At 66.4% G+C, this 25,130-nt stretch carries 25 protein-coding genes; 9 read left to right on the forward strand and 16 right to left on the reverse strand.

Features of this window, described 5'->3' with window-relative positions; translation table 11 throughout:
* The first annotated feature begins 5 nt into the window (after positions 1–5).
* Complete coding sequence (locus tag HY058_04460) at positions 6–1,124, forward strand: hypothetical protein (protein ID MBI3496536.1); 1,119 nt, start codon at positions 6–8, stop codon at positions 1,122–1,124.
* Positions 1,125–1,161: 37 nt separating this feature from the next.
* Here the strand turns inward: HY058_04460 and HY058_04465 are convergent, their stop codons facing one another.
* Complete coding sequence (locus HY058_04465; GenBank protein MBI3496537.1) at positions 1,162–1,929, reverse strand: YqgE/AlgH family protein; 768 nt, start codon at positions 1,927–1,929, stop codon at positions 1,162–1,164.
* Positions 1,930–2,072: 143 nt separating this feature from the next.
* Between HY058_04465 and HY058_04470 the strand changes: the two genes are divergently transcribed.
* Positions 2,073–4,184 (forward strand): thioredoxin family protein, encoded by a 2,112-nt coding sequence (locus HY058_04470; GenBank protein MBI3496538.1) that lies wholly within the window; start codon positions 2,073–2,075, stop codon positions 4,182–4,184.
* Here the strand turns inward: HY058_04470 and HY058_04475 are convergent.
* From HY058_04475 to HY058_04500, 6 genes are all read right to left on the reverse strand, one after another.
* On the reverse strand, positions 4,181–4,771 hold the full coding sequence (locus HY058_04475) for a GNAT family N-acetyltransferase (GenBank protein MBI3496539.1): 591 nt from the start codon (positions 4,769–4,771) through the stop codon (positions 4,181–4,183). The two genes, HY058_04470 and HY058_04475, sit on opposite strands and share 4 nt — an antisense overlap.
* 20 nt (positions 4,772–4,791) lie before the next feature.
* Entirely contained in the window at positions 4,792–6,048 is a 1,257-nt protein-coding gene (locus tag HY058_04480; protein ID MBI3496540.1) for an insulinase family protein, read from the reverse strand.
* Positions 6,045–7,442: a threonine synthase gene (locus HY058_04485; protein MBI3496541.1), complete on the reverse strand. Its 1,398-nt coding sequence runs from the start codon at positions 7,440–7,442 to the stop codon at positions 6,045–6,047. Before HY058_04485 ends, HY058_04480 begins: the two co-directional genes overlap by 4 nt.
* A gap of 71 nt (positions 7,443–7,513) precedes the next feature.
* A complete protein-coding gene (locus HY058_04490) occupies positions 7,514–7,861 on the reverse strand; it encodes a DMT family protein (protein ID MBI3496542.1) in 348 nt (115 codons plus the stop codon).
* A gap of 48 nt (positions 7,862–7,909) precedes the next feature.
* Complete coding sequence (locus tag HY058_04495) at positions 7,910–9,397, reverse strand: carboxypeptidase M32 (GenBank protein ID MBI3496543.1); 1,488 nt, start codon at positions 9,395–9,397, stop codon at positions 7,910–7,912.
* Between the two features lie 328 nt (positions 9,398–9,725).
* On the reverse strand, positions 9,726–10,199 hold the full coding sequence (locus tag HY058_04500; GenBank protein ID MBI3496544.1) for an AAA family ATPase: 474 nt from the start codon (positions 10,197–10,199) through the stop codon (positions 9,726–9,728).
* A 297-nt stretch (positions 10,200–10,496) separates the two neighbouring features.
* Here HY058_04500 and HY058_04505 point away from each other — a divergent pair, with 297 nt between their 5' ends.
* Positions 10,497–10,925, forward strand: coding sequence for a putative toxin-antitoxin system toxin component, PIN family (locus tag HY058_04505; GenBank protein MBI3496545.1), 429 nt, complete (start codon positions 10,497–10,499; stop codon positions 10,923–10,925).
* Complete coding sequence (locus tag HY058_04510) at positions 10,922–11,176, forward strand: toxin-antitoxin system HicB family antitoxin (GenBank protein ID MBI3496546.1); 255 nt, start codon at positions 10,922–10,924, stop codon at positions 11,174–11,176. The genes HY058_04505 and HY058_04510 overlap by 4 nt, the downstream gene beginning before the upstream one ends.
* A 26-nt stretch (positions 11,177–11,202) precedes the next feature.
* Here the strand turns inward: HY058_04510 and HY058_04515 are convergent, their stop codons facing one another.
* The 9 genes from HY058_04515 to HY058_04555 all read right to left on the reverse strand — a co-directional run bounded on the left by HY058_04515 (position 11,203) and on the right by HY058_04555 (position 17,906).
* Positions 11,203–11,913 carry an SURF1 family protein gene (locus tag HY058_04515; protein ID MBI3496547.1) on the reverse strand — a complete coding sequence of 237 codons (711 nt, stop codon included), beginning with the start codon at positions 11,911–11,913 and terminating at the stop codon, positions 11,203–11,205.
* 3 nt (positions 11,914–11,916) lie between these two features.
* Positions 11,917–12,273, reverse strand: a complete 357-nt coding sequence (locus HY058_04520) for a DUF983 domain-containing protein (protein MBI3496548.1) — start codon at positions 12,271–12,273, stop codon at positions 11,917–11,919.
* Positions 12,274–12,284: 11 nt separating this feature from the next.
* Positions 12,285–13,103, reverse strand: coding sequence for a cytochrome c oxidase subunit 3 (locus tag HY058_04525; GenBank protein ID MBI3496549.1), 819 nt, complete (start codon positions 13,101–13,103; stop codon positions 12,285–12,287).
* A gap of 27 nt (positions 13,104–13,130) precedes the next feature.
* Positions 13,131–13,718: a cytochrome c oxidase assembly protein gene (locus tag HY058_04530; protein MBI3496550.1), complete on the reverse strand. Its 588-nt coding sequence runs from the start codon at positions 13,716–13,718 to the stop codon at positions 13,131–13,133.
* Between the two features lie 3 nt (positions 13,719–13,721).
* Positions 13,722–13,859: a hypothetical protein gene (locus HY058_04535; protein ID MBI3496551.1), complete on the reverse strand. Its 138-nt coding sequence runs from the start codon at positions 13,857–13,859 to the stop codon at positions 13,722–13,724.
* Positions 13,856–14,785, reverse strand: a complete 930-nt coding sequence (locus tag HY058_04540; GenBank protein ID MBI3496552.1) for a protoheme IX farnesyltransferase — start codon at positions 14,783–14,785, stop codon at positions 13,856–13,858. Before HY058_04540 ends, HY058_04535 begins: the two co-directional genes overlap by 4 nt.
* Before the next feature lie 26 nt (positions 14,786–14,811).
* Positions 14,812–16,416, reverse strand: coding sequence for a cytochrome c oxidase subunit I (gene ctaD / locus HY058_04545; GenBank protein MBI3496553.1), 1,605 nt, complete (start codon positions 16,414–16,416; stop codon positions 14,812–14,814).
* 48 nt (positions 16,417–16,464) lie between these two features.
* A complete protein-coding gene (coxB, locus tag HY058_04550) occupies positions 16,465–17,313 on the reverse strand; it encodes a cytochrome c oxidase subunit II (GenBank protein MBI3496554.1) in 849 nt (282 codons plus the stop codon).
* A 251-nt stretch (positions 17,314–17,564) separates the two neighbouring features.
* Positions 17,565–17,906, reverse strand: a complete 342-nt coding sequence (locus HY058_04555) for a ribbon-helix-helix domain-containing protein (protein MBI3496555.1) — start codon at positions 17,904–17,906, stop codon at positions 17,565–17,567.
* Between the two features lie 350 nt (positions 17,907–18,256).
* Between HY058_04555 and scpA the strand changes: the two genes are divergently transcribed.
* The 5 genes from scpA to HY058_04580 all read left to right on the forward strand — a co-directional run.
* Entirely contained in the window at positions 18,257–20,404 is a 2,148-nt protein-coding gene (gene scpA, locus HY058_04560) for a methylmalonyl-CoA mutase (protein ID MBI3496556.1), read from the forward strand.
* Between the two features lie 369 nt (positions 20,405–20,773).
* Positions 20,774–21,328, forward strand: coding sequence for a F0F1 ATP synthase subunit delta (locus HY058_04565; protein ID MBI3496557.1), 555 nt, complete (start codon positions 20,774–20,776; stop codon positions 21,326–21,328).
* Entirely contained in the window at positions 21,328–22,857 is a 1,530-nt protein-coding gene (locus HY058_04570) for a F0F1 ATP synthase subunit alpha (protein ID MBI3496558.1), read from the forward strand. The genes HY058_04565 and HY058_04570 overlap by 1 nt, the downstream gene beginning before the upstream one ends.
* Before the next feature lie 38 nt (positions 22,858–22,895).
* Positions 22,896–23,801, forward strand: a complete 906-nt coding sequence (locus HY058_04575; protein ID MBI3496559.1) for a F0F1 ATP synthase subunit gamma — start codon at positions 22,896–22,898, stop codon at positions 23,799–23,801.
* 234 nt (positions 23,802–24,035) lie between these two features.
* Positions 24,036–25,130, forward strand: a 1,095-nt coding sequence (locus HY058_04580) for a F0F1 ATP synthase subunit beta (GenBank protein ID MBI3496560.1), incomplete at its 3' end; no start/stop codon positions are given.

The raw sequence follows: 25,130 nt of genomic DNA on the forward strand, positions 1-25,130 counted from the left end.
TTTCCGTGCGCTGGTCTCGCAACCGCTTCGGGCGCCGCCGCTTCCTCAGGTTGGGCGCCGGTCTCTTAGCGATGGGCGCTCTCGCAGGCAGGAGCCGGCGAGCGCCGGCGGCGGCGACGTCGATCGAGCATCTCGTGGTGATCCTGCGCGAGAACCACAGCTTCGATAATTATTTCGGCAGCTTCCCCGGGGAGGGTCGGGGAGGGGGTGATCCTCACCCCCTCCCAAATTCCACCCCCGGGAGCCGCGGCGAAACCGGCGAGCGGCGCTGCGCCGACGAACAGCCCGATCCGCCGCACAGCTACCGCGCCGCACTTGCCGGCCCCACCCGCGGGCCGAACGGCCTCTGCCACTACCGCGAGGAGGACATTCCCAACTACTTCGCCTATGCCCGCCAGTTCGTGCTCTGCGACAATTATTTCGCCGAGCTCAAGGCCGGCTCCGAGCCGAACTATTTCATGCTGATGGCCGGCCGCTCGCCGGTGATCGACAATTTCCGCGGCGAGCCGGAAGTGGGCGGCTTCGACATCCCCAGCATCGTCGACCGGCTCGGCGAGCGCGGCATCTCCTGGCGGAACTACAGCGCCGACACCTCGATCCGCCTCGTGAGCCATTTCAAGAGTGCCGTCGCCAGCGGCAACATCGTGCCAATCGATGGCTTCGACCGGGACGCGCTGGCCGGCCGATTGCCGGCGGTCTCTTGGGTCACCTCCTCCATCTATCAGAGCGAGCACCCGCCCTACAGCGTCAAGCTGGGGGAGAATTGGACGGTCGAGCGGGTCAATGCGGTCATGCAGGGACCGCTCTGGAAGAAGAGCGCCATTCTCCTGGTGTGGGACGAATGGGGCGGCTTCGCCGATCACGTGACTCCGCCCGTCGTCGAGCGTGACGGGCTCTACGAGCGCTACGGCTACCGCGTGCCCTGCCTCGTCATCGGCGCCCATGCCAGGCGCGGCCGGGTCTCCTCGACGCTCTATTCCCATGTGAGCGTGCTCAAGACCATCGAGCGCCTCTTCGACCTGGCGCCCTTGACCGAGCGCGACGCCGCTGCCAACGATCTCTTGGATTGCTTCGACTTCGAGCAACCGGCGCGCGACCCGGTGATCCTTACGCCGCGGGTTTAACCAGGCTCACGCTGCCCGCTCATGCCGCCGGGCGCGCTCAGGCGTGGCCGGCCTCGCCGGAGAGCACCGAGAGGTCGACGCCGATCTTCGCCATCGCCCGCTCCCATTTCGATTCGAGATTGGGATCGAACACCAGCGTGTGGTCGGCGGGCGCGTGCAGCCAGCCATTGGCCTGGATCTCATCATCGAGCTGGCCCGGGCCCCAGCCGGCATATCCCAGAGCGAGCAGGCTCTCGATCGGTCCCTCGCCCTTGGCGATGGCATGCAGAATGTCGACGGTCGCCGTCACCGAGTAGCCGGGCTTCACCAGGACCGTGCCGTCCTGGTTGTAGTCATCGGAATGCAAGACGAAGCCGCGGCCCATGTCGACCGGCCCGCCGAAGTGAATGGGGCGCTGCGAGGTCTTCTCCGGTTCGATGCCGAGCTGCTTCAAGAGCTCCGGGAAGGTCAGTGCCTCGATCAGCCGGTTCAGCACCAGCCCCATGGCGCCGCGCTCGTCATGGGCGCACATGAAGATGACCGTGCGCTGGAAGCGCGGGTCCATCATCGTCGGCATGGCAATCAGCAACTGCCCGACCAGATAGCCCTTGGATTTGTCGTCGCCCAGCGGGGCCCGCGCTCCGGAACCGAAGCCGACCTGCGCGGCGAAGCTGCTGCTCGCACGCGGTGCGTCCTTTGACAGGCTCTTGGCAGTGCGCGTTCTCGGCGCGTTGCCCGCCTCAGGCGGCGAATCGCCTGGCTCGCCCTTACCGGGCCCCTTCGATCGGCCGCGTTTGGGAGCCGGATCCTTCGTGCTTCTAGCCATGATCGATTATCCCGCTGCTGTCACGCTTTTGGCACACCTCTCCAGCCCCGCCTTCGTCCAGACCACGCGGATTTGACGCGCGGCCAAGTCAGGCAGGAACTATATATGGGAGCCGAAGCTTGGCCAAACAGCCGTAACACCGAATGATTACCCGTCCCAGCCGGCTCTGCTCCGGCAACGAAAAGTCTTGCCTTGTCCGCCTATTGGCGCTGGCGGTGCTGCTGCTGGCGCGGGCGATCGGGCCCGCCGGTGCCGCCAGCTTGCCCTCGGATCCGAATGAGCTCGGCCAGGTGCGGCTGATTGCCGCGACGACCGCCGTCGGCGAGCTGGCGTCCCTTCGCCTCGGGCTCGAATTCCAGCTCGCCCCGGGCTGGAAGACCTATTGGCGCACACCAGGGGATGCCGGCTATGCGCCGCGCCTCGACTGGTCGGGTTCGGAAAATCTGGCCGAGGTGCTGCTCAAATGGCCGCTGCCGGAGCGGTTCAGCCTGTTCGGGCTGGAGACACTCGGCTATGAGGGCACGCCGGTCCTCCCGGTGATCGCCACGCTCAGGGAGCCGGGACGGAAACTCGACCTCACGCTCAAGCTCGACTGGCTGGTGTGCAAGGAGGTCTGCATCCCGATGACCTCGAGCCTGGCGCTGGTCCTGCCCGCGGGACCGGCAAAGGCCAGCGCCGAGGCCCATGAGATCGATCGCTTCAATGCGCGGGTGCCGAGCCCGGCCACCGCCGTCGGCCTGGCGCTCGACAGGATCGAGGCCGCGGGCGAAGGCAATGCGACGCGGCTCACCATCCTGGCACGCGCCGATCCGGCCTTCATCCATCCCGACGTGCTGATCGAGGGCCCGAGCGGCTTCGGCTTCGGCCGGCCTCAAGTCAGGCTCTCCGACAGCGGCAGGCAGGCGCGGTTCACGCTCAGCGCCAGCGGGCCGGATGCCGCTAGTCTCGCCGGCCAGCGGCTGATGCTCACGCTGGTCGACGGCGAGCGCGCGCTCGAAGTCCAGCACCTGGCCGAGGCGCCGGTCCGGAGCTCCCTCGCGCTCGTTCCGATGCTGCTGATCGCGCTGCTGGGCGGACTCGTTTTAAATCTCATGCCTTGCGTGTTGCCGGTCCTGTCGCTGAAGCTGCTGCAGCTGGCACGCCATAGCGGCGCGGAAAGGAGCGCCACCCGGCTCGCCTTCCTCGCCTCGGCCGCCGGCATCGTCGCTTCCTTCCTGCTGCTGGCCCTCGGCGCGATCCTCCTCAAGCGCTGGGGCATGGCGGTCGGCTGGGGCATGCAGTTCCAAGAGCCGGCGTTTCTCGTCTTCATGACCGGCGTGCTGGCCTTCTTCGCCGCGAGCCTGACGGGCCTCGTTCAGCTCCGGCTGCCCTCCGCGCTAGCCGAACCGGCGGCAAGGCCGCATGGGCAGGGTCTGGCCGCCCACTTCTTGACCGGCGTCTTCGCCACGCTGCTGGCGACCCCGTGCTCCGCACCCTTCGTCGGCACCGCACTTGGCTTCGCGCTCAGCCAAGGCCCGGCTGAGATCGCGACGGTTTTCCTCGCCATGGGACTGGGCCTGGCTTTCCCCTATCTCGGGCTCTCGCTGTTCCCGGGACTGGTCACCAAGCTGCCCAGACCCGGTCCCTGGATGATCTGGCTCGAGCGCGTTCTCGCCGCAGCGCTCACCGTGACCGCGCTCTGGCTCACCAGCGTGCTGGCGAGCGAGAGCGGCATCGTTGCGGCGCTTGTCGTGCTCGGGCTCATCGCCGCCGCGCTTGCGGCCTGGGTCATCGTGCCCGGACGGCCCGCCATTGTCGCCGCCTCGGTCCTGGCGCTCGCCGCGTTCTTCGCCCCTGGTCATCTCGGTCCGGGCGGCGCGGCACCGGTTGCCGTGGCTTCAGACTCGCGCTGGCGGGCCTTCGATCGAGAGTCGCTCCGCCGCCTCGTCGGCGAGGGCAAGGTCGTGCTGGTGGACGTGACCGCCGATTGGTGCCTCACCTGCCAGGTGAACAAGCGGATCGTGCTGTCGAGCGAGGCGGTGCGGCAGAAGCTCGACCAGAAGGGCGTCGTGGCGCTCCGCGCCGACTGGACCAGGCCCGATGCCGAGATCGCCGACTATCTCGCCAGCCACGGCCGCTACGGCATTCCCTTCAACGCCGTCTATGGGCCCGGCGCCCCCGACGGCGTGCTCTTGCCGGAGCTCTTGAGCGAGGCTGCGGTCATCGCCGCCTTCGAGCGCGCCGGCGAGCCGAAGGTGGCTGCCAACAAGACCTAAATCAGCCCCTGCGCTTGCGCCTCCTCGCGCAGGAGGGCGAACAACACGTGGTCCTGCCACTCGCCGTTGATCCTGAGATAGCGCTTGGCGAGCCCTTCCTCGCGGAAGCCGGAGCGGCGGAGCACGGATTGGCTGGCGCGGTTGGCAGGCAGGCACGCGGCCTCGCAGCGGTGCAGGCCCAGATGCTCGAAGGCGAATACGAGGGCCGGCTTGAGCGCCTCGCTCATATAGCCGTGGCGGATATGGGGCTGGCCGATCCAGTAGCCGAGGCTGGTCATCTGCGCCACGCCGCGGCGCACGTTGTTGAGGTTGATGCCGCCCAGGAGCGCATCGTCGGCTTGGCGAAAGATGAAGAAGGCATAGCCCTGATCGCGCTCCCAATCCTCGGCCTGGCGGCCGAGCCGACGGCGAAAGGCGGCGCGGGTGAGCGCATCCGAGCTCCAGGCCGGCTCCCAGGGCACGAGGAAGTCCCGCGACATCGCTCTAAGCTCGGCCCAGGCGCGCCAGTCCCGGCGCCTGGGCGGGCGCAGATAGACGACGCGGCTATCGAGCCTCGGTTCGGAGCGCTCCTGGAGGAACAGCGCCATGGTGGGTCCGTCCTAGGAGGTCACGCGAAGCGCTCGAGGATCGCCGGATAGGGCTCGAGGCGCGAGAGCGGTCCGACGGCGGCCACTGTCAGCCGCGAGCGGCTGAGGCGGTCGACCACGCGGGCGATGGCGGCAGGGTCGACCGCGTCAACCTTGGCCACGAGCTCGGGCACGTCCAGCGGCCGGCCATAGATCATGAGCTGGTGCGCCAGCTGCTCGGCCCGCGCACTGGTGCTCTCGCGCGCCATCAACAGGCCGGCCTTGTGCTGGGCGCGGGCCCGGGCGAGCTCCGCCTCGCTGACGCTGGCGGCGACATTTCGGAACTGCTCGGCCACCACCGGCAGGAGCTCGCCGATCTCTTTCTCGCCGGTGCCGGCATAGACGCCGAAGATGCCGGAATCGGTCATCGCCGAGGCGAAGGAATAGATCGAATAGACGAGACCGCGCTTCTCGCGCACCTCCTGGAAGAGCCGCGAGGACATGCCGCCGCCGAACAGGGTCGAGAACACCGCTTGGGCGAAATAGTCCGGGTCGTGGTAGCCGATGCCCTCGAAGCCCAGGACCACGTGCAGCTGCTCGAGATCGCGATCCTCGCGCGCCTCGCCGGCCCGATAGCGCGCCGGCTCCGGCTGCTCGCGCCGGACCTTGGGCAGGTCGGTGAAGGCGCAGCGCGCCAGCTCGACCACATGGTCGTGCGCGACCCGCCCGGCCGCCGCCAGGATCATGGCGTCGGGGCCGTAATGGGCGCGCATATAGCCGCCGACCGCCTCGCGGCTCAAGGAAGCGACGATCTGGCTGGTGCCGAGCACCGGCCGGCCGACCGCCTGGTCGGGAAACGCGGCGGCCTGAAAGCGATCGAAGATGATGTCGTCGGGCGTGTCCTCGGCCTGGCCGATCTCCTGCAGGATCACCTGGCGCTCGCGCTCGAGCTCGCCCGCCTCGAAGGTCGAGTGCTGCAGGATATCGGCCAGGATGTCGAGGCCGAGCCCGAGATCATCGGCCAGCACGCGGGCGTAGTAGGCCGTCTGCTCGCGGCTGGTATAGGCGTTGAGATGCCCGCCCACCGCCTCGATCTCCTCGGCGATGCGCAAGGCGGAGCGCCGCTCCGTGCCCTTGAAGGCCATGTGCTCCAGCATGTGCGCCACGCCGTTGACCGCGGCGGCCTCATGCCGGGTGCCGCAGGCGACATAGACGCCGAGCGACACCGATTCCACCTCGGGCATGGAATCGGTGGCAACCGTGAGGCCGTTCGCGAGACGGGTGACGGCGACGGTCATGCCGCCCCCAGGAGCCGCGCCCGGCCGGCGACGAAATCCTCGACCTGGGCCAGATCGTTGTCGAGCACGCTCACCCGCTCGGCGCGCTCATTGAGATCGGCCAAGTGCCGGGGCAGGGCTGGATGCTGGCCGGTGGCGCGGTAGACCGCATCGGGGAACTTCGCCGGGTGTGCGCAGGCGAGGCTGACCACGGCCGTGCCGGCCTCGAGGCGGGCGGCGTCGGCGGCCGCCAGGCCGACCGCGGTGTGGGGATCGATGAGCTCGCCGGTCTCGCGCCAGGTCTTGGCGATGACGGCGAGCGTGCCGTCGTCATCGAGCCGATGGCCGGAGAAGAGACGGCCGAGCCGTCCGGCACGATCGGGATCGAGGCGAAAGCTTCCTTCCTGGCGAAAGCGGGAGATGCTGTCGGCGACGGCGGCACCGTCGCGATCCATGAGCTCCCACAGCAACCGCTCGAAATTGCTCGACACCTGAATGTCCATGCTGGGGCTGAGGCTGGGCTCGACTGGACGCATCAGCATCTCGCCCGAGCGGATGAGGCGCGTCAGAATGTCGTTGCGGTTGGAGCCGATGATGAGCCGCTCGATCGGCAGGCCCATGCGGAGTGCGGCATAGGCGGCGAAGATATTGCCGAAATTGCCGGTCGGCACGGCGAAGGCGACACGACGGCCGGGCGCCCCCAGCGCCAGCGCTGCCCAGACGTAATAGACGATTTGGGCCATGATCCGGGCCCAGTTGATCGAGTTCACCGCCGACAGGTTCATGCGATCGCGGAACGGGCGATCGTTGAACATGGCTTTGACCAGGTCCTGGCAGTCGTCGAAGCTGCCGCGGATCGCCAACGCGTGCACGTTGGACGCGCCCAGCGTGGTCATCTGCCGACGCTGCACATCCGAAACGCGGCCATGGGGAAAGAGGATGAACACTTGGATCGCCTGGCGGTCGCGCAAGGCCTCCATGGCGGCCGAGCCGGTATCGCCGGAGGTGGCGCCGACGATGGTGACCCGCTCGTCGCGGCCGGCCAGAACCTGATCGAAGAGCCGGCCGACGAGCTGGAGGGCGTAGTCCTTGAAGGCAAGCGTCGGCCCGTGGAACAGCTCCAGCAGCCAGCGGTCGGATCCTAGCTGCTTCAAGGGGGCGACCGCCCGGTGGCGGAAGCCGGCATAGGCTTCGTGCGCGGCCTTCTCCAGGCCTTGGGCGGCGATGCCGTCACCCATGAAGGGCGCCATGACGCGGACCGCAAGCTCGGCATAGGAAAGGCCGGATAGGCCGGTGAGCGACAGGCTGGGCCAGCGCTCCGGCATGTAGAGGCCGCCGTCGCGGGCCAGGCCCGCGAGCAATACGTCGTCGAATTCGAGCGCCGCCGCCTCGCCGCGCGTGCTGATGTATCGCAAAGGCCTCGCTCCGGATGGGGCGCTACCCTACAAACCGGGCTCTCCCGGCGCAAGGGCGGCCGGGGCTGATCCTAGTCCCACTTATTGAAGGCGAAGAAGGCGGCGAGAACCAGGCAGCCGAACGCGGCCGCCTGGTTCCACTGAATCCGTTCGCCGAGATAGCTGACCGAGAACACGCCGAAGACCAAGAGGGTGATGATCTCCTGCATGGTCTTCAGCTGTGCCGCCGAATAGACCGTGTAGCCGATGCGATTGGCGGGAACGGCGAGGCAATACTCGAAAAAGGCGATACCCCAGCTAACCAGAACGACCAGCCAAAGCGTCTCGCGTGGGAATTTCAGTTGGCCGTACCAGGCGAAGGTCATGAAGATGTTGGATACCGACAAGAGAAGGATGGGGGCGATCGCAGGCCAGGTCATCGAAGCTCCTCGGGAGGGACGATCGAAGAGAGACGGACGCCCGGATTCTCAGCCGAGATAGCGCGTCCGCACATGCGTCTTGAACACCTCCGGGTCGAGCGGCCGGCCGCTCGCCGCCGCCACCAGCTCATCGGTCGAGAGCTTAGATCCCTGGCCATGCACATGGGCGCGGAGCCAGGCGATGAGCGGCGCGAAATCGCCCCGCGCCAGCCCGGGGACGATCCTCGGATCGGCGCGGCTGGCCGCATCGAAGAGCTGGGCCGCGGTCATCGCGCCCAGGCTGTATGTCGGGAAATAGCCCCAGACGCCGGCCGGCCAATGGATGTCCTGCAGACAGCCCTGGCGGTCATCGGGCGGCACCACGCCCAGGAGCGTCCGCATGCCGTCGTTCCAGGCGCCGGGCAGGTCGATGAGCATGAGCTCGCCCGCGATCATCGCCTTCTCCAGCCGGTAGCGCAGGATGACATGGGCGGGATAGGTCACTTCATCCGCCTCGACACGGATGAGGCTGCGGGCGACCGTGGTGTAGAGGCGGTGGAGATTGGCCGCCTCCCAGGCCGGGCCGGAGCCACCGAAGGCGGCGCGGATGAGCGGTGCGGCGAACTCCATGAACTCCCGCGAGCGGCAGGCCTGCATCTCGATCAACAAGGATTGGCTCTCGTGCACGGCCATGCCGCGGGCCTCGCCCACGGGCTGCCGGCGCCAGCTTTTCGGCAGGCCCATCTCGTAGAGCGCATGGCCGGTCTCGTGCAGCACCCCCATCAGGCTTTGGGTGAAATCCTCTTCGGCGTAGCGGGTGGTGATGCGCACGTCCTCAGGGATGCCGCCGCAGAAGGGATGCAGGCTCACATCCAGACGCCCATGCTGGAAGTCGAAGCCGAGCCGGGTCATGAACTCGATGCCGAGACGCCGCTGCGCCTCGATCGGGAACGGACCCATGGGCTTCACCGGCGGCCTCATGCGGGCCTGATGGGCCAGAACGGCTTCGAGGAAATCCGGCAGGAAGCGCGCATAGCCGTCGAACACCAGGTCGATGCGCTCGGTCGAGCCGCCGGGCTCGAAGCGGTCGAGCAAGGCCTCGTAGGGCGATGTGCCGAGCACGCCCGCCTTCGCCTTTGCCATCTCCCGGGAGAGATCGAGCACAAGCTGGAGCGAGGGCAGGAGGCTCTTGAAGTCGTTCGCCGGCCGCGCCTTCCGCCAGACCATCTCGCAGTCGTTGGCGGCTTTCGATAGGGCTTCCACCAGATCGGCGGCGACCGCAGTCGCATGCAGGCGCAGCCGCCGCATCTCCCGGAGATTCGCCCGCTGCCACTCATCGAGGGTGTTGTCGCCCGAGGCCTCATCCAGAAGATCGCCCAGCCGGGGATCGGTCATGAGCTCGTGGCTGACGACCTTGAGTGCCGCCAGGCTGTCGGCGCGCGCGGCGGCCCCGCCTTCGGGCATGATCGCCGCATAGTCCCAGTCGAGCATGGCGCGGGCTTCGTCGATGAGGGCCATGCGGCGGAAGCGGGATTCGAGGGATTGATAGGCGGGCATACGAGTCAGATCTTCCAATGGAGAATTCAAGTCATAGGACTTCTTTACCCTGCGGAGCATCGTCCCATGCGCGCTCCTCGGGATGGCGGCGGTGCTTCGCGGGATCGAAGCTGACCAAAAGACTGTCGAGCGATATTGGGTCCTTGCCGTGCGATGCCTCAGATCCTTCAGCCCGGTCCTGCATTCCACTCGCTCTTAGTCATTGTCATGCCCGGACGTGTTCCGGGCATCCACGGCTTCCATCGTGCGGCGGCGCCACGTGGGTGGCCGGGACGAGCCCGGCCATGACGAATTTACCGAGTAGAAATCCATTGTGGGAGTCACAAATCTACTCCACCGTGTTTCTCGCGGATGCCGGCTCAAATTCATCCGACGTCGGTGGCTCAAACCAGCTAATGCACTCGTCTAAGAGATCTTCGCTGACATGAAACGTGGCAGGCGGCAAATTGGCGTTGCGCGCGGCAAGGCGCCGAAGAAGCTCTTCGCGGGGAACATCGAGGAAGCAGAGCTGGATCTCTGCACCGAGCGCTGCCGCGCGAGCCCGATAATCATCGCGCTCGCGCCGACGAAAAAAACCGAACTCAAGGACGACATCGACCCCTAGGCCAAGCACCCGCGCTGCAATCCCCCACTGGACGGCGTGAACCGCCGCCCGTTTTGCTGCGTCATAACCGTCTCCAATAATTCTGCACATCCATTCGTCAGGGTCGAGCCTCAACGCCGAGCGCCCGTGCTCGAGTCGTTTGGCCAAGGTTGTCTTGCCCGAACCCGGCAAGCCGCAGAACATAAAGAGCGTGGGCATCGTGTTCTCGGATTTGAAGCCGAGATGCTACCAGCTACTCCTCGCGTTTGGGGTGTTCGAGTCCATGGTTGCCGGCGAGAGCTCACGCTTTTCCTCCAACCAGATCCGCTCAGGGCTTTGTTGGCGGATTCATCGGCGGATCAGAAGAGTGGCGGGCCGGCAATGTGCCGCGTTGCCACCAGAAGGCGGCAGCATAGCAACGGCTAGAAACGGGACGATCCGATCGGCAGCTATGCCGAAGTTGCGATTTCTCGACACATCTTGCAATATCGCCCGCGATAGCATATCTGAATCGCGATGCGGCTCGTCCTCGACACCGACGTCATGGTCGCGGCGATCCGCAGCGAGGCCGGGGCGTCGCGTCGCCTATTGTTGGCGGTGCTGCAACGGACGTGCACGCTGGTCCTATCGGTGCCGCTAGTTATCGAATATCAGGCGGTCATGACGAGACCCGAACATCTGGCTGCAGCGGGACTGTCGGTGAGTGATGTCGGCGCGCTGCTCGATGCCGTCGTGCGGGTCGCCGAGCCGGTCCGGCTAGCCTTCCTTTGGCGGCCGGCACTCAAGGACCCGAACGACGAGATGGTGCTGGAGGCGGCGGTGAACGGGCAAGCGGATCGGCTGGTGACGTTCAATCTAGGGGATTTCGGAGCGGCCGGGACGCGATTCGGCATCATCGTATGCTCGCCCGGCGACGCGCTGAAGGCATTGGGGGGTCGATCATGAGGAAGAGCAACTTCGCGCTGCGGCTCCAACCCTCGCTGCTGGATGAGCTCCGCAAGCTGGCGGCGGCCGAGGGCGTCGCGCTCAACCAGTTCATCAACGTCGCGGTCGCCGAGAAGCTGTCGGCGCTCCGGACGGAGGACTATTTCCGCGAGCGCGCCGCGCGCGGCGATGTGCGCAAGGCGCTCGGCATCCTGGCGCGTGCGGGCGTCAGTAACCCGCCGATGAAGGGTGACAAGCTCCCGAGCAAGTAAAGCCGGAGCACGCCGCTCCTGCGGCCCTATTCCATCCGCTTCGTATGGTAGAGGCCATAGATGACGAGGAGGGCGAGGGCGAGGCTGTACCAGGTGATGGCGTAGCTCAGATGATCGTTGCGGAGCGCCACCTTGATCTCGCCGCCGACGGGAAAGCCGCCGGGAATGGGATGGCGCAAGGCGACCAAGAGGTAAGGCTTGACCGAGGCGAGTGCCGCCGCTCGCGCCATCGCCGCCGTATCCACCCAGAACCAGAGATTGCGCTGGGGCTCGTTGTCGGGCTGGAAATAGCCGCGCCGGAGGTCCTTGAGGATGAGGGCGTCCACCATGGTCGGGCCCTCGATCTGCCCGCCCTTGCGCATGGCCGGGTTCTTGCGCTCGAAGGGAATCCAGCCGCGGTCGACCAGGACCAGCGCACCGTCGAGGTTGCGGAACGGCGTCACCACGTCCCATCCGGCCTGGCCGTTATAGGTCTGCCCGGTCAAGAACAGCTCGCGGTCGTGGAGCCATTCGCCTTCGAGCCGGACCCGGTGGTATTCGCTCTCCTCGATGCTGCCGGCATCGGCGGGGAGCGGAATCGGCGGGGCGCTGGAGCGGGATTCGAGGGTACGGATGAGCCCCTCCTTCCAGGCCAGGCGCTCCACCTGCCAGGTGCCGAGGCCGATGAGCGCAAGAAAAGCGGGGACGGTCATCACCGTCGGCCAGAAGGTCGGCCGGAAGCGCCAGCGCATCGCCATGGGCTAGGCTCCGAGGTCGCGGTGACGAAACTGCAGCGCGATCAGCATCGCCTTCAATGGCCGCAAGAGACCGATGGCGAGGCCGACGATCACCGGCGGCCAGATCACCGCATGCACCCAGATGGGCGGCTCGACCCGCATCTCCAAGAAGAAGACCGGCGGGATCACCAGGATGCCGAGCGCGAAGGTGACGAACACCGCCGGTCCGTCGCCGGTGTCCTGGGCGCTGAGATCGAGGCTGCAGACCGGGCAGCTCGCCCGAAGCTTGAGCAGGCCGTGAAACAACCTGCCCTCGCCGCAGCGGGGACAGCGGCACAACAACCCCGCGCGCACCCATGAGACCGGCGGGGCGGGGTTCATGCCCGCCCGCCTCAGTCGGCGAGCTGGTGCGCTCCCGCACCCCACCAGTAGATGCAGCAGAACAGGAACAGCCAGACCACGTCGACGAAATGCCAGTACCACGCCGCCGCCTCGAAGCCGAAATGCTGCTGGGGCGTGAAGTGCCCGGCGCGAGCCCGGAAAAAGCAGACGATGAGGAAGGTCGTGCCGATGATGACGTGGAAGCCGTGGAAGCCGGTCGCCATAAAGAAGGTCGAGGGATAGATGCCGTCTTTGAAGTTGAACGGCGCATGGGTGTATTCCCAGGCCTGCACCGAGGTGAACAGGAGGCCCAGCAGAATCGTGCAGGCAAGCCCGCGCTCCAGCCCCTTGCGATCGCCCTCGAGCAACGCATGATGCGCCCAGGTCACGGTCACCCCCGAGAGCAGCAGGATGATCGTGTTCATGAACGGCAGCTCGAAGGGCTGGAAGGTGACGATGTTGGGCGGCGGCCAGGTGTAGTCGATGCCGGCGTTCGGATAGAGCGCGAAGGTGAAATACGCCCAGAAGAACGCGCTGAAGAACATCACCTCCGAGGCGATGAACAGCATCATGCCATAGCGGAGCCCGACGCCCACCACCGGCGTGTGGTAACCGCTATGGGCTTCCTTCACCACGTCGCGCCACCAGAGCACCATGGTGAACGCCACCAGGAGGAAGCCGACGATCAGGATGCCGTAGCCCATGTCCTTGAACAGGGCCAAAGCGCCGCCGACCAGCACCGTGACGGCGAAGGCGCCCACCAGCGGCCACGGACTCGGGTCGACCAGGTGGTAGGGATGCTTGTGGGCTGGGGCGTGGGCGTCGCTCATGGCAAGTCTCCGATCGAACCCTTGGCGTCAGTTCAATTCGTTGGCGGGATTAGCGGGAGCGCTCGAGACCGCGCTGGTCTTCTGCTCTTGCCGCTTGGCGAGGAAGAAGGTGTAGGACAGCGTGATGGTCTCGACCTCATCCAGGTTGCGATCCTTGACGATGTCGGGGTCGATATAGAAGGCGACCGGCAGCTCCGCGCTCTCGCCCGGCCCCAGCGTCTGCTCGCTGAAGCAGAAGCATTGGGTCTTGTCGAAATAATAGCCGGCCTTGAGCGGCGTCACATTGTAGGTGGCGGAGCCGATGAGGGCTTCGCGGCTGCGGTTCTCCGCACGGTAATAGGCAAGCTGGCTCTCGCCCACCTTGACGCGCATGGAGGCCTGCTCCGGCTTGAAGGTCCAGGGGAGGTCAGGTGCCGTCTCGGCGTTGAAGCGCACGGTGATCCAGCGATCGACGCTGTGGGAGGCTGCCGCCTCGGTGCGCTGCGTAGTGCCGCCATAGCCGGTCGCCTGGCAGAACAGCCGGTAGAGCGGCACCGCGGCAAAGCTCAAGCCGACCATGGCGGCAACCACCACCACGAGCGAGCCGGCGAGCCGGCGATTGCGACGGGCGAGCATGGCTCAGCCGCCGCTCATGCGCACGATCGAGAGCACGTAAAACAACAGGCAGAGCCCGAGCAGCACGAGCAACAGCGCCCGGTTGCGGGCGCGCCGGCTCTCCCTGAACGCCTGAACGTTGCGCTCGTCCGCCATAGTCATGCTCCCGCTCCGAGGCGATCGACGATGAGGAGCGCGAACAGCATGAAGAGATAGAGGATGGAGTAGGCGAACATGTGCTTGGCTGCCCGATCGCCCTCCTCGAACCAGACGCGCAAGGCGGCAATGACGAAGAGGAGCCCGAGCGCAAGCGCCGCCACCCCATAAACCCAACCGACCAGCCCCATGAACCACGGCGCCTCGGCCAAAGGCAGGAGTAGGATGGTGTAGATCAGCATCTGGCGCTTGGTCCGGCGCCGACCGGCCACCACCGGCAGCATCGGAATCCCGGCACGGGCATAGTCGCTTGCCCGATAGAGGGCCAAAGCCCAGAAATGCGGCGGCGTCCAAAAGAAGATGATGGCGAAGAGCGCCAATGCTGCCAACGACACATCGCCCGTCGCTACCGCCCAGCCGATCATCGGCGGGAAGGCGCCCGCGGCGCCGCCGATGACGATGTTCTGCGGTGTGCGACGCTTCAGCCACATCGTGTAAACGAACACATAGAAGAGGTTGGCGGCAGCGAGCAGTGCCGCCGCGAGCCAGTTGGCGGCCAGGCCCATGAGCAAGACCGCACCCACCGACAGGACGACGCCGAAGCCGAGAGCTTCGCCTGGAGCCATGCGCCCGGCCGGGAGCGGTCGATCCCTGGTGCGGCTCATGAGCGCATCGATGTCGCGCTCCCACCACATATTGATGGCGCCGGCGGCGCCGGCGCCCACCGCGATGCAGAGGATGGCGATGGTGCCGATGATCGGATGCACCGGAACCGGCGCCGCCAGCATTCCGGCAAGCCCGGTGAAGACCACCAGCGACATCACCCGAGGCTTCAAAAGCTGGACGAAATCGGACACCGCCGCGGCATCGAGGCCTGCACAAGCGGCCGGTGCTGCCGCGATCGGCGATGTCTCGATCGAAATCTCAGCCATCGGCCTTGCTCAGTCCCCGCCGCCTCTCAACGGATGACGGGAATCTCTTCGTAGGTGTGGAAGGGCGGCGGCGAGCTCACCTGCCATTCGAGCGTGGTCGCACCCTCGCCCCAGGGATTGGCGCCGACGCGCCTTCCGGCCAAGAGCGTGTGGAAGATGATCACCACGAACAGCACGGTCGAGGCAGCGGAGATGTAGCTGCCGATCGAGGCCACGTGGTTCCAGCCGGCGAACGCGTCGGGATAGTCGGCGATGCGCCGCGGCATGCCGGCCAGGCCCAGGAAGTGCATCGGAAAGAAGGTGAGGTTGACGCCGATGAAGGTGGTCCAGAAATGGATCCGGCCGAGCGTCTCGTTGTATTGGCGCCCGCACATCTTGGCGATCCAGTAGTAGAAGCCGCCGAAGATGGCGAAGACCGCGCCCAAGGACAGCACGTAGTGGAAATGCGCGATCACGTAATAGGTGTTGTGGAGGGCCAGGTCGACGCCGGCATTGGCGAGCACCACGCCGGTGACGCCGCCCACGGTAAAGAGGAAGATGAAGCCGATCGCCCACAGCATCGGCGTCTTGAACTCGAGCGAGCCGCCCCACATGGTGGCGATCCAGCTGAAGATCTTGATGCCGGTCGGCACCGCGATGACCATGGTGGCCGCGGTGAAGTAGGCGCGGGTGTCTACTTCCATGCCGACGGTGAACATGTGGTGCGCCCACACCACAAAGCCGACGACGCCGATCGAGACCATGGCGTAGGCCATGCCGAGATAGCCGAACACCGGCTTCTTTGAGAAGGTGGAGACGATGTGGCTGATCATGCCGAAACCCGGCAGGATCAGGATGTACACTTCCGGATGGCCGAAGAACCAGAAGAGGTGCAGGAACAACACCGGATCGCCGCCGCCCGCGGGATCGAAGAAGGCGGTGCCGAAATGCCGGTCGGTCAGCAGCATGGTGATGGCGCCGGCCAAGACCGGCAGCGACAGCAGCAAGAGGAACACCGTCACCAGGATCGCCCAGACGAACAGCGGCATCTTGTGCAAGGTCATGCCCGGCGCGCGCATGTTGAAGATGGTGGTGATGAAGTTGATGGCGCCCAGGATCGACGACGCGCCCGCCAGGTGGATGGAGAAGATCGCCATGTCGACGGCGATGCCGGGATGGCCGGCGATGCCGGACAAGGGCGGATAGAGGGTCCAGCCGACGCCGGCGCCGCCATCGACCACGCTCGAGCCCAACAGGAGCGCGAATGAGGGAACCAGCAGCCAGAAGCTGATGTTGTTCATGCGCGGGAAGGCCATGTCGGGAGCGCCGATCATGATCGGCACGAACCAGTTGCCGAACCCGCCGATCATCGCCGGCATGACCATGAAGAAGATCATGATCAGCCCATGCGCGGTGATGATCACGTTGTAGAGCTGGTTGTCGCCGAGGATGGTGCCGCCGGGATGCTCCAGCTGCATGCGGATGATCACCGACAAGGTGCCGCCGATGAGGCCGGCGATTACCGCGAAGATGATGTAGAGGGTGCCGATGTCCTTGTGGTTGGTCGAGCAGAACCAACGCACGAAGAAGCCCGGCATATGGTCATCGTGGCCGTGCTCGGCATGGCTGTCGGTGGATCGTCCGTAGGACATGGTCGATCTCTCCTCCGCGGGGGCGGCTCTTAGGCCTGGCTCGGCGGGTTAAAGCGAGGTTGCAAACGCTGCCGCAAGCGCGCCGATGGCCGGAGCCGGCGCGTCGCTGGCGAACTTCTTCTTCGCCTCTTCGACCCATTTGGCGAACTCGGCCTTGGAGACGACCTTGACCGCGATCGGCATGTAGGCGTGGTTGATGCCGCAGATCTGGTTGCATTCGCCGTAGAAGGTGCCTTCCTTCGTCACCTTGACCCAGCTCTCATTGATGCGGCCGGGTGTGGTGTAGAGCTGCACGCCGAAGGCCGGCATGAACCAGCTGTGCAAGACGTCGACGCCGACGAACTGCAGCCTGACCGTGGTGTCGACGGGCAGCACCAAGGGGTTGTCGACGTCGAGCAGGCGCTTCTGCCCGGGCTTCAGCTCGGCGAGCGGGATCATGTAGCTGTCGAAGGCGAGACCCTTGCTGTCGGGATATTCGTAGGACCAATACCACTGGTGGCCGGTGACCTTGAGCGTCATGTCCGCGACCGGCACCCTATCGGCGAAATACAGCAGCCGAAATGACGGCACCGCGATGATCACCAGGATAACGACGGGGATCACCGTCCACAGGATCTCGATCACGGTGTTGTGGGAGGTCTTCGTGGGCACCGGATGCTTCGACGCGCGGAAGCGCACCATGGTGTAGAGCAGCAGGCCCAGCACGAAGACCGAGATGACGGTGATCACCACCAGGAGGAAGTCGTGCAGCGAGGTGATGCGCTCGCGCGTCAGGGAGGCCGCCGGCTGCATGTCCATCTGCCAGGGCAAGGGCTCCGCCGCCAAGGCGAGCCCGGCCGGAATCGAGCTGACGACCGTCAAGGCCAGGGCGGACGACAAACGGATTAGGCCACGCATCGGTCTCGACCATCCTCTCTCGTTCGGAGGCGCCGGCCGCTGATACCGGCCGGTTCGCATGCGTGCAGGACAAAGCGACCGCGGGGATTGGCACCCCCGCGGGCCCATCTCGCCCGCTTGCCAGCGAAGCTATCCAAGCGCCGGGCCAGGTACAACAAGGCCTTGATGCCATGCGCCAAAGTGTCGCGCCGATAGAAGCCTCACCTGCCTTCCCTTCCCGCCCTCGGCACGCCGCCTCGTCGGGAGGCGGATTACCCCGCCCTTTTCCCGCGCGGGCCTCTGCCGCCGGCACCCGCCCCCCTCCGGCCCGACAGGCGGGCGAGCACGGTAGCAAGCAGCGGCGCCTCGTCGGCCGGATCGCGCCGCCGCCGGGCGCGCCTTGTCAGGCGGTCGGCAATCGCGCGGAAATATCCCAGTACGAAGATGCGGAGGCTGGAGGCGAGGCTGGCCCGCTGGCGGCGCTGGTCGACCATGGAACAGAGCGCGTCCATGCCATGGCCCTCGCGCTCGCAAATCTCGACCAGGGCGTCCCAGACCGCGGTCTCCAGACTGACCGAGGTGCGCCGGCCGGTGACCCAGACGTTGCGGCGCACCCGGGCGCTCTCCAGCCGGGAGGTCGGAGCAGGTGCGCCGTGGGTTGCCGTGGGTCGCTGCCGTTTCGCCGGAGGGCGTTCGCTGCTCAAGGATGGAAGCCCGTAAGAGCCATGGCTGGCATGCCGCGTGAGGACAACCGGGGGTAGGTTGTAGATTGGCCACTCCCTACCATCGATGTCGGTCAGACTGCCGCAATTCTTGGCATTACACAATCCAAGAGTACATATGCAGGGTTGTGCTCACATGCGATTGGACGCAGCTGCCGGCACCCCATATCTTCGAAGAATTCGGCACCACGGGAGCGGGCGCCCGCTTGATGCGGGCGTTGTCCCCAGAAGGAGCGGCCGGCATGGCCCCATTCCGCACGCCCAGCCTCGAGCAATGGGCGGATCTCGCCAAGCGCGAGCTGGGCCGCGACCCATCCGAGCTCGCCTGGCTCACGCCCGAGGGCATCGAGGTGAAGCCGCTCTATACCGCCGCCGACCTCGAGGGCTTGGCGGCGCTGGGCTCGCTTCCCGGCTTTCCCCCTTATGTCCGCGGCCCCCGTGCCACCATGTATGCGAACCGGCCCTGGACCGTCCGCCAGTACGCCGGCTTTTCCACGGCCGAGGACTCGAACGCGTTCTACCGCAAGAATCTCGCCCAGGGGCAGATGGGCCTCTCGGTCGCCTTCGACCTCGCCACCCATCGCGGCTATGACTCCGATCATCCTCGCGTCGTCGGCGACGTCGGCAAGGCCGGCGTGGCGATCGATTCCGTGGAGGACATGAAGACGCTGTTCGACGGCATTCCGCTCGAAGAGATGAGCGTGTCGATGACCATGAACGGCGCGGTCCTGCCGATTCTGGCGGGCTACATCGTGGCCGGCGAGGAACAGGGGGTGCCGGCGGCGAAGCTCTCCGGCACCATCCAGAACGACATCCTCAAAGAATTCATGGTGCGCAACACCTATATCTACCCGCCCGGGCCCAGCATGCGCATCGTCGCCGACATCATCGAGCACACCGCCAAGCACATGCCGCGGTTCAACTCGATCTCGATCTCCGGCTATCACATCCAGGAAGCGGGGGCGACGGTGGTGCAGGAGCTCGCCTACACCATCGCCGACGGGCTCGACTATGCGCGCGCCGCGCTCGCCCGCGGCCTCGACATCGACGCCTTCGCGCCCAGATTGTCGTTCTTTTTCAATCTCGGCATGAATTTCTTCATGGAGATCGCCAAGCTCAGGGCGGCACGTCTCCTATGGGCCGAGCTGATGCAGCGCCATCAGCCGAAGAATCCGCTGAGCCTGGCGCTGAGGACCCACTGCCAGACCTCGGGCGTCAGCCTGACCGAGCAGGACCCCTACAACAACGTGGTGCGCACCACCATCGAGGCGCTCGCCGGCGTGCTGGGGGGCACGCAATCCTTGCACACCAACGCCTTCGACGAGGCGCTCGCCTTGCCGACGACGTTCTCGGCCAGGATCGCGCGCAACACCCAGCTCATCATCGCCGAAGAGACCGGCATCCCCAGGGTCATCGACCCTCTGGGCGGCAGCTACTATGTCGAGAGCCTGACCCGCTCGGTCGCCGACGAAGCGATGAAGCTGATCGAGGAGGTCGAGGCCTTGGGCGGCATGACCAAGGCGATCGAGGCAGGGCTGCCGAAGCTCCGGATCGAGGAAGCCGCCGCGCGCCGCCAGGCCCGCATCGACCGCGGCCAGGAGGTGATCGTCGGGGTCAACCGGTACCAGCCGGACGAACCGACCGAGGTCAAGCTCCTCGACATCGACAACACCAAGGTGCGCGACGGCCAGCTCCGCCGCTTGGCGAAGCTCAAGGCCGAGCGGAACCAGGCGAAGGTCGAGGAGGCACTCAAGGCGCTGACCCGCGCGGCCAAGGAGGAGACCGGCAACCTCCTGGAGCTGGCGATTGCGGCCACCAGGGCGCGCGCGACCGTGGGCGAGATCTCGGATGCCCTCGAGCAGGTCTTCGGCCGCTACAAGGCCACCACCCAGAGTGTGTCCGGCGTCTACGGCCAGGCCTATCAGGGTGACGCCGCCTTCCGCCGCATCCAGGCCGAGACCGACGCCTTTGCCGCCGAGGAAGGCAGGCGACCCCGCATCCTCGTCGTCAAGCTCGGCCAGGACGGCCATGATCGGGGTGCGCGCGTCATCGCCACCGCCTTTGCCGATATCGGCTTCGATGTCGATATCGGGCCGTTGTTCCAGACCCCGGAGGAGGCCGCCCGGCAAGCCTTGGAGAACGACGTGCACGTGATCGGCGTCTCGAGCCAGGCCGCCGGCCACAAGACCCTGGTGCCGGCCTTGCGCAAGGCGCTGGATGAGGGCGGCGGCAGCGACGTGCTCATCGTCTGCGGCGGCGTCATCCCGCCCCAGGACTACGCCTTCCTCAAGTCCGGCGGTGTCGCGGCGATCTACGGCCCGGGCACCAACATCCCGGCCGCCGCGGCGGAGATCCTGAGCCTGCTCAGGCGCCGCCGGAAGGCGGCTTGACGCTGCGTATTTCATCGATGGGCCCCCACCCCAGCCCTCCCCCGCCTTCGGCGAGGGAGGGTGTTCGAAGCGCCCGCACTCTTGTCCCCTCCTCCACCGTTAGGTGGGGGAGGGATAGGGTGGGGGCACACAGCGGTATTCGCGCCCCGATCTCAGCCGGTCTTTGATCGTCTCGATCCCGGCGCGCCGCCGGCATTCCGCCTGCTGAATGTTGTCGCACGGGAGGCATCCGCCCCCTCATGTTGCACCACTCAAAACCCTGTGCTAGTTACCGGGCCGCCGGGCCGGGCGGGCCTTGCCGCGGCGGGGGGTTTCGGCTTCACGGGCGCCTCGGACGCGCCCCTCCAAGGTCGATCAGGGACGTATGTAGTGGCTGCTGAGAGCACGGGCCTCATCGCCGAGCGCTACGCATCGGCATTGTACGATTTGGCCGATACGGCGAAAGCGCTCGATCAATTGGCTGCCGATCTGCGCGAGGTGAAGCGCATGGTCGCGGCCGCGCCGGATCTGGCACGGTTGATCAGGAGCCCGGTCATCACCCGAGCCGAGCAGACGCGCGCCTTGGTCGAGATCGCGAGCAAGGCCGGCTTCCACGATTTGACCCGCCGCTTCCTGGGTGCCGTCGCCGGCAATCGCCGGCTGTTCGCGCTGGTCGCCACCATCGATGCGTTCCTGGCCGAGCTCGCCCGCCGGCGCGGCGAGATGACCGCCGAGGTGACCTCCGCCACACCGCTCAAAGCCCCGCAGGTCGAAGCCCTCGCCCAAGCGCTCAGATCGGCCACAGGGAGCAAAATCACCGTCGATCTCAAGGTCGAGCCCGGCCTGATCGGCGGCCTCGTCGTGCGGCTGGGCAGCCGCATGGTCGATACCTCGCTGCAGACGAAGCTGAAGCGCTTGCAGCTCGTGATGAAGGGAACCGCGTGATGGAACTCCGCGCCGCCGAAATCTCCAACATCCTCAAGCAACAGATCGCCAATTTCGGCACCGAAGCGGAAGTGGCCGAGGTCGGCACGGTGCTGTCGGTCGGCGACGGCATCGCTCGCGTCTACGGCCTGGATCAGGTGCAAGCCGGCGAGATGGTCGAGTTCCCGGGCGGCATCCGCGGCATGGCGCTCAACCTCGAAGTGGACAATGTCGGCGTCGTCATCTTCGGCGACGACCGCGACATCAAGGAAGGCGACACGGTCAAGCGCACCGGCGCCATCGTCGACACGCCGGTCGGCCGGGGTCTCTTGGGCCGCGTCGTCGATGCGCTCGGCAACCCGATCGACGGCAAGGGCCCGTTGAGCGACGTCAAGCGCACCCGCGTCGAGGTGAAGGCGCCGGGCATCATTCCCCGGCGCAGCGTGCACGAGCCGATGCAGACCGGCCTGAAGGCGATCGACAGCCTGGTTCCGATCGGCCGCGGCCAGCGCGAGCTCATCATCGGCGACCGCCAGACCGGCAAGACCGCGGTCATCATCGACACCATCATCAATCAGAAGAAGATCAACGCCGCGGGCGAGGAGTCGCAGAAGCTGTACTGCGTCTACGTCGCGATCGGCCAGAAGCGCTCGACCGTAGCGCAGATCGTCAAGGTCCTGCAGGATTCGGGCGCGCTCGAATACTCGATCGTGGTCGCCGCCACCGCCTCCGAGCCAGCACCGATGCAATTCCTCGCCCCCTATACCGCCTGCGCCATGGGCGAGTTCTTCCGCGACAACGGCATGCATGCCGTCATGTTCTACGACGACCTCTCCAAGCACGCGGTCGCCTATCGGCAAATGTCGCTGTTGCTGCGCCGGCCGCCGGGACGCGAGGCCTATCCGGGCGACGTGTTCTATCTGCATTCGCGCCTGCTCGAGCGCGCCGCCAAGATGAACAAGGATTTCGGCTCGGGCTCCTTGACCGCCTTGCCGGTCATCGAGACCCAGGCGGGCGACGTGTCGGCCTACATCCCCACCAACGTCATCTCGATCACCGACGGGCAGATCTTCCTCGAAACCGCGCTGTTCTATCGCGGCATCCGACCGGCCATCAATGTCGGCCTGTCGGTGAGCCGGGTCGGTTCGGCGGCCCAGATCAAGGCGATGAAGCAGGTCGCGGGCTCGATCAAGCTCGAGCTCGCCCAGTATCGCGAGATGGCCGCTTTCGCGCAGTTCTCCTCCGATCTCGATGCCAGCACCCAGCGCCTCTTGGCGCGCGGCGCGCGGCTGACGGAGCTCCTGAAGCAGGGGCAGTTCCAGCCGCTGCCGATCGAGGAGCAGGTGGCCTCGATCTTCACCGGCGTTCGCGGCTTTCTCGACAAGATCGCGGTGCTCGACATCGTTCGCTTCGAGCAGGGTTTCCTCTCCGAGCTCCGCGCCAAGGGTGCCGATATCCTGAAGGCGATCCGCGACGACAAGGAGCTGAAGAAGGAGACGGAGGAGAAGCTCAAGTCCTTCATCGAGACCTATTCCAAGGCCTTCGCCTAATTCCGCCCGCCGTTCACGCTAGGATCTGACCCCGGCCGATGCCCAGCCTCAAAGACCTCAAGGTCCGCATCAACAGCGTCAAGTCGACGCAGAAGATCACCGCCGCCATGAAGCTGGTGGCGGCGGCAAAGCTGCGCCGCGCCCAGGAAGCGGCTGTGGCTGCCAGGCCCTATGCCGAGCGCATGGACCGGGTGATGGTCTCCATGGGTGCCCGCATGGTCGGCATGGCCGGCGCACCCAAGCTCTTGTCGGGAACCGGCAGGGATGAGGTGCAGCTGATCGTCGTGGCGACCGCCGACCGCGGGCTCTGCGGCGGCTTCAATTCCTCGATCGTGCGCGCCTCGCGCGCCCTCATTCGCCGCCTCGAGGCCGAGCGCAAGACCGTCAAGGTGCTGTGCATCGGCCGCAAGGGCCGCGACCAGCTCCGCCGCGACTATGGCAGGCTGATCGTCGGCACCATCGAAGACATCGGCAAGCCGCGGCTCGGCTTCGCTGGAGCCGACCAGATCGCCCAGCGTCTCATCGGCATGTTCGAGGCGGGCGAGTTCGACGTCTGCACGATCATCTACAACAAGTTCAAGTCGGTGATCACCCAGATCGTGACCACCCAGCAGCTCATTCCCGTGCCGTTGCCCGCCGCGGCGGCGGCGGCGGACGCGCCGCCCCATGCGCTAAAGGGGGGCGCCCAGGCGATCTACGAGGCCGAGCCCGACGAGGAGACCATCCTCACCCGGCTGGTGCCGCGCAACCTGGCGATCCAGGTGTTCCGGGCGCTCCTCGAGAACGCCGCCTCCGAACAGGGAGCGCGCATGAGCGCCATGGACAATGCTACCCGCAATGCGGGCGAGATGATCAGCAAGCTCACGCTCACCTACAACCGTTCGCGCCAGGCCTACATCACCAAGGAGCTGATCGAGATCATCTCCGGTGCGGAGGCGGTGTAGCGGTGGCGCAGCCGCACATTCTTCTTTGTTCGTCATGCCCGGACTTGGTCCGGGCATCCACGTCTTCGTTCGTGCGGCGGCGCCACTTGGATGCGCGGGGGAGGTTCTCGAGGAGGGGGTGGTCCCCACCCCCTCCTAAAGCCCACCCCCAGTCAAGCCCGCGCATGACAGGTAAAAAACTGGCGTAACGACTTCAGGCCGCCTCCGAGCGGCGTCGGGATGATGGAGCGTTCCATGGCGAAGAATACAATCGGCAAGATCAAGCAGGTGATCGGCGCGGTCTGCGACGTGCAGTTCGAAGGCGATCTGCCGCCGATCTTGAACGCGCTCACGGTGGATAACCAGGGCCGCAAGCTGGTGCTCGAGGTGGCGCAGCATCTGGGCGAGAACATGGTGCGCACCATCGCCATGGATACGACTGACGGGCTGGTGCGCGGCCAGGACGCGGTCGACACCGGCGGTCCGATCACCGTGCCGGTCGGGCCGGAGACCTTGGGGCGCATCATCAACGTCATTGGCGAGCCGGTCGATGAGCGCGGGGTGGTCACCACCAAGAAGCACTCGCCCATCCACAGGCCGGCGCCGGAATTCGTCGAGCAGTCGACCGAGGCGCAGGTGCTGGTCACCGGCATCAAGGTCGTCGATTTGCTGGCGCCCTACGCCAAAGGCGGCAAGATCGGGCTGTTCGGCGGCGCCGGCGTCGGCGAGCGCACCCGCGAGGGCAACGACCTCTATCACGAGATGATCGAGTCGGGCGTGATCAAGCTCGACGGGCCTGGCTCGAAATGCGCGCTGGTCTACGGACAGATGAACGAGCCGCCGGGGGCGCGCGCCCGGGTCGGCCTGACCGGCCTCACCTTGGCCGAATACTTCCGCGACGATGAGGGCCAGGACGTGCTGCTCTTCATCGACAACATCTTCCGCTTCACCCAGGCGGGCTCCGAGGTCTCGGCGCTGTTGGGCCGCATTCCCTCGGCGGTGGGCTACCAGCCGACCCTGGCGACCGACATGGGCACGCTCCAGGAGCGCATCACCACCACCAAGAAGGGCTCGATCACCTCGGTGCAGGCCATCTACGTGCCGGCCGACGACTTGACCGACCCGGCGCCGGCCACCTCGTTTGCGCATCTGGACGCAACCACGGTCTTGAGCCGGCAGATCGCCGAGCTCGGCATCTACCCCGCGGTCGATCCGCTCGACTCGACCTCGCGCATCTTGGACCCCAAGATCGTCGGCGAGGAGCACTACGGGGTCGCGCGCGCGGTGCAGAAGATCCTCCAGCGCTACAAGGACCTCCAGGACATCATCGCCATCCTCGGCATCGACGAG

This window comes from Pseudomonadota bacterium, assembly GCA_016195085.1.
GTDB lineage: Bacteria > Pseudomonadota > Alphaproteobacteria > SHVZ01 > SHVZ01 > JACQAG01.

Excerpts from the sequence above, each read along its gene's own strand:
- HY058_04525 (MBI3496549.1), bottom strand. The coding sequence starts at position 13,103 with ATGAGCGACGCCCACGCCCCAGCCCACAAGCATCCCTACCACCTGGTC.
- HY058_04465 (MBI3496537.1), bottom strand. The coding sequence starts at position 1,929 with ATGGCTAGAAGCACGAAGGATCCGGCTCCCAAACGCGGCCGATCGAAG.
- HY058_04490 (MBI3496542.1), bottom strand. The coding sequence starts at position 7,861 with ATGACCTGGCCTGCGATCGCCCCCATCCTTCTCTTGTCGGTATCCAAC.
- HY058_04530 (MBI3496550.1), bottom strand. The coding sequence starts at position 13,718 with ATGCTCGCCCGTCGCAATCGCCGGCTCGCCGGCTCGCTCGTGGTGGTG.
- coxB (MBI3496554.1), bottom strand. The coding sequence starts at position 17,313 with ATGCGTGGCCTAATCCGTTTGTCGTCCGCCCTGGCCTTGACGGTCGTC.
- HY058_04475 (MBI3496539.1), bottom strand. The coding sequence starts at position 4,771 with ATGGCGCTGTTCCTCCAGGAGCGCTCCGAACCGAGGCTCGATAGCCGC.
- HY058_04570 (MBI3496558.1), top strand. The coding sequence starts at position 21,328 with ATGGAACTCCGCGCCGCCGAAATCTCCAACATCCTCAAGCAACAGATC.
- HY058_04480 (MBI3496540.1), bottom strand. The coding sequence starts at position 6,048 with ATGACCGTCGCCGTCACCCGTCTCGCGAACGGCCTCACGGTTGCCACC.
- HY058_04515 (MBI3496547.1), bottom strand. The coding sequence starts at position 11,913 with ATGGCGATGCGCTGGCGCTTCCGGCCGACCTTCTGGCCGACGGTGATG.
- HY058_04575 (MBI3496559.1), top strand. The coding sequence starts at position 22,896 with ATGCCCAGCCTCAAAGACCTCAAGGTCCGCATCAACAGCGTCAAGTCG.
- HY058_04500 (MBI3496544.1), bottom strand. The coding sequence starts at position 10,199 with ATGCCCACGCTCTTTATGTTCTGCGGCTTGCCGGGTTCGGGCAAGACA.
- HY058_04520 (MBI3496548.1), bottom strand. The coding sequence starts at position 12,273 with ATGAACCCCGCCCCGCCGGTCTCATGGGTGCGCGCGGGGTTGTTGTGC.
- HY058_04535 (MBI3496551.1), bottom strand. The coding sequence starts at position 13,859 with ATGACTATGGCGGACGAGCGCAACGTTCAGGCGTTCAGGGAGAGCCGG.
- HY058_04505 (MBI3496545.1), top strand. The coding sequence starts at position 10,497 with ATGCGGCTCGTCCTCGACACCGACGTCATGGTCGCGGCGATCCGCAGC.
- HY058_04470 (MBI3496538.1), top strand. The coding sequence starts at position 2,073 with ATGATTACCCGTCCCAGCCGGCTCTGCTCCGGCAACGAAAAGTCTTGC.
- HY058_04510 (MBI3496546.1), top strand. The coding sequence starts at position 10,922 with ATGAGGAAGAGCAACTTCGCGCTGCGGCTCCAACCCTCGCTGCTGGAT.
- ctaD (MBI3496553.1), bottom strand. The coding sequence starts at position 16,416 with ATGTCCTACGGACGATCCACCGACAGCCATGCCGAGCACGGCCACGAT.
- HY058_04495 (MBI3496543.1), bottom strand. The coding sequence starts at position 9,397 with ATGCCCGCCTATCAATCCCTCGAATCCCGCTTCCGCCGCATGGCCCTC.
- scpA (MBI3496556.1), top strand. The coding sequence starts at position 18,257 with ATGGCCCCATTCCGCACGCCCAGCCTCGAGCAATGGGCGGATCTCGCC.
- HY058_04540 (MBI3496552.1), bottom strand. The coding sequence starts at position 14,785 with ATGGCTGAGATTTCGATCGAGACATCGCCGATCGCGGCAGCACCGGCC.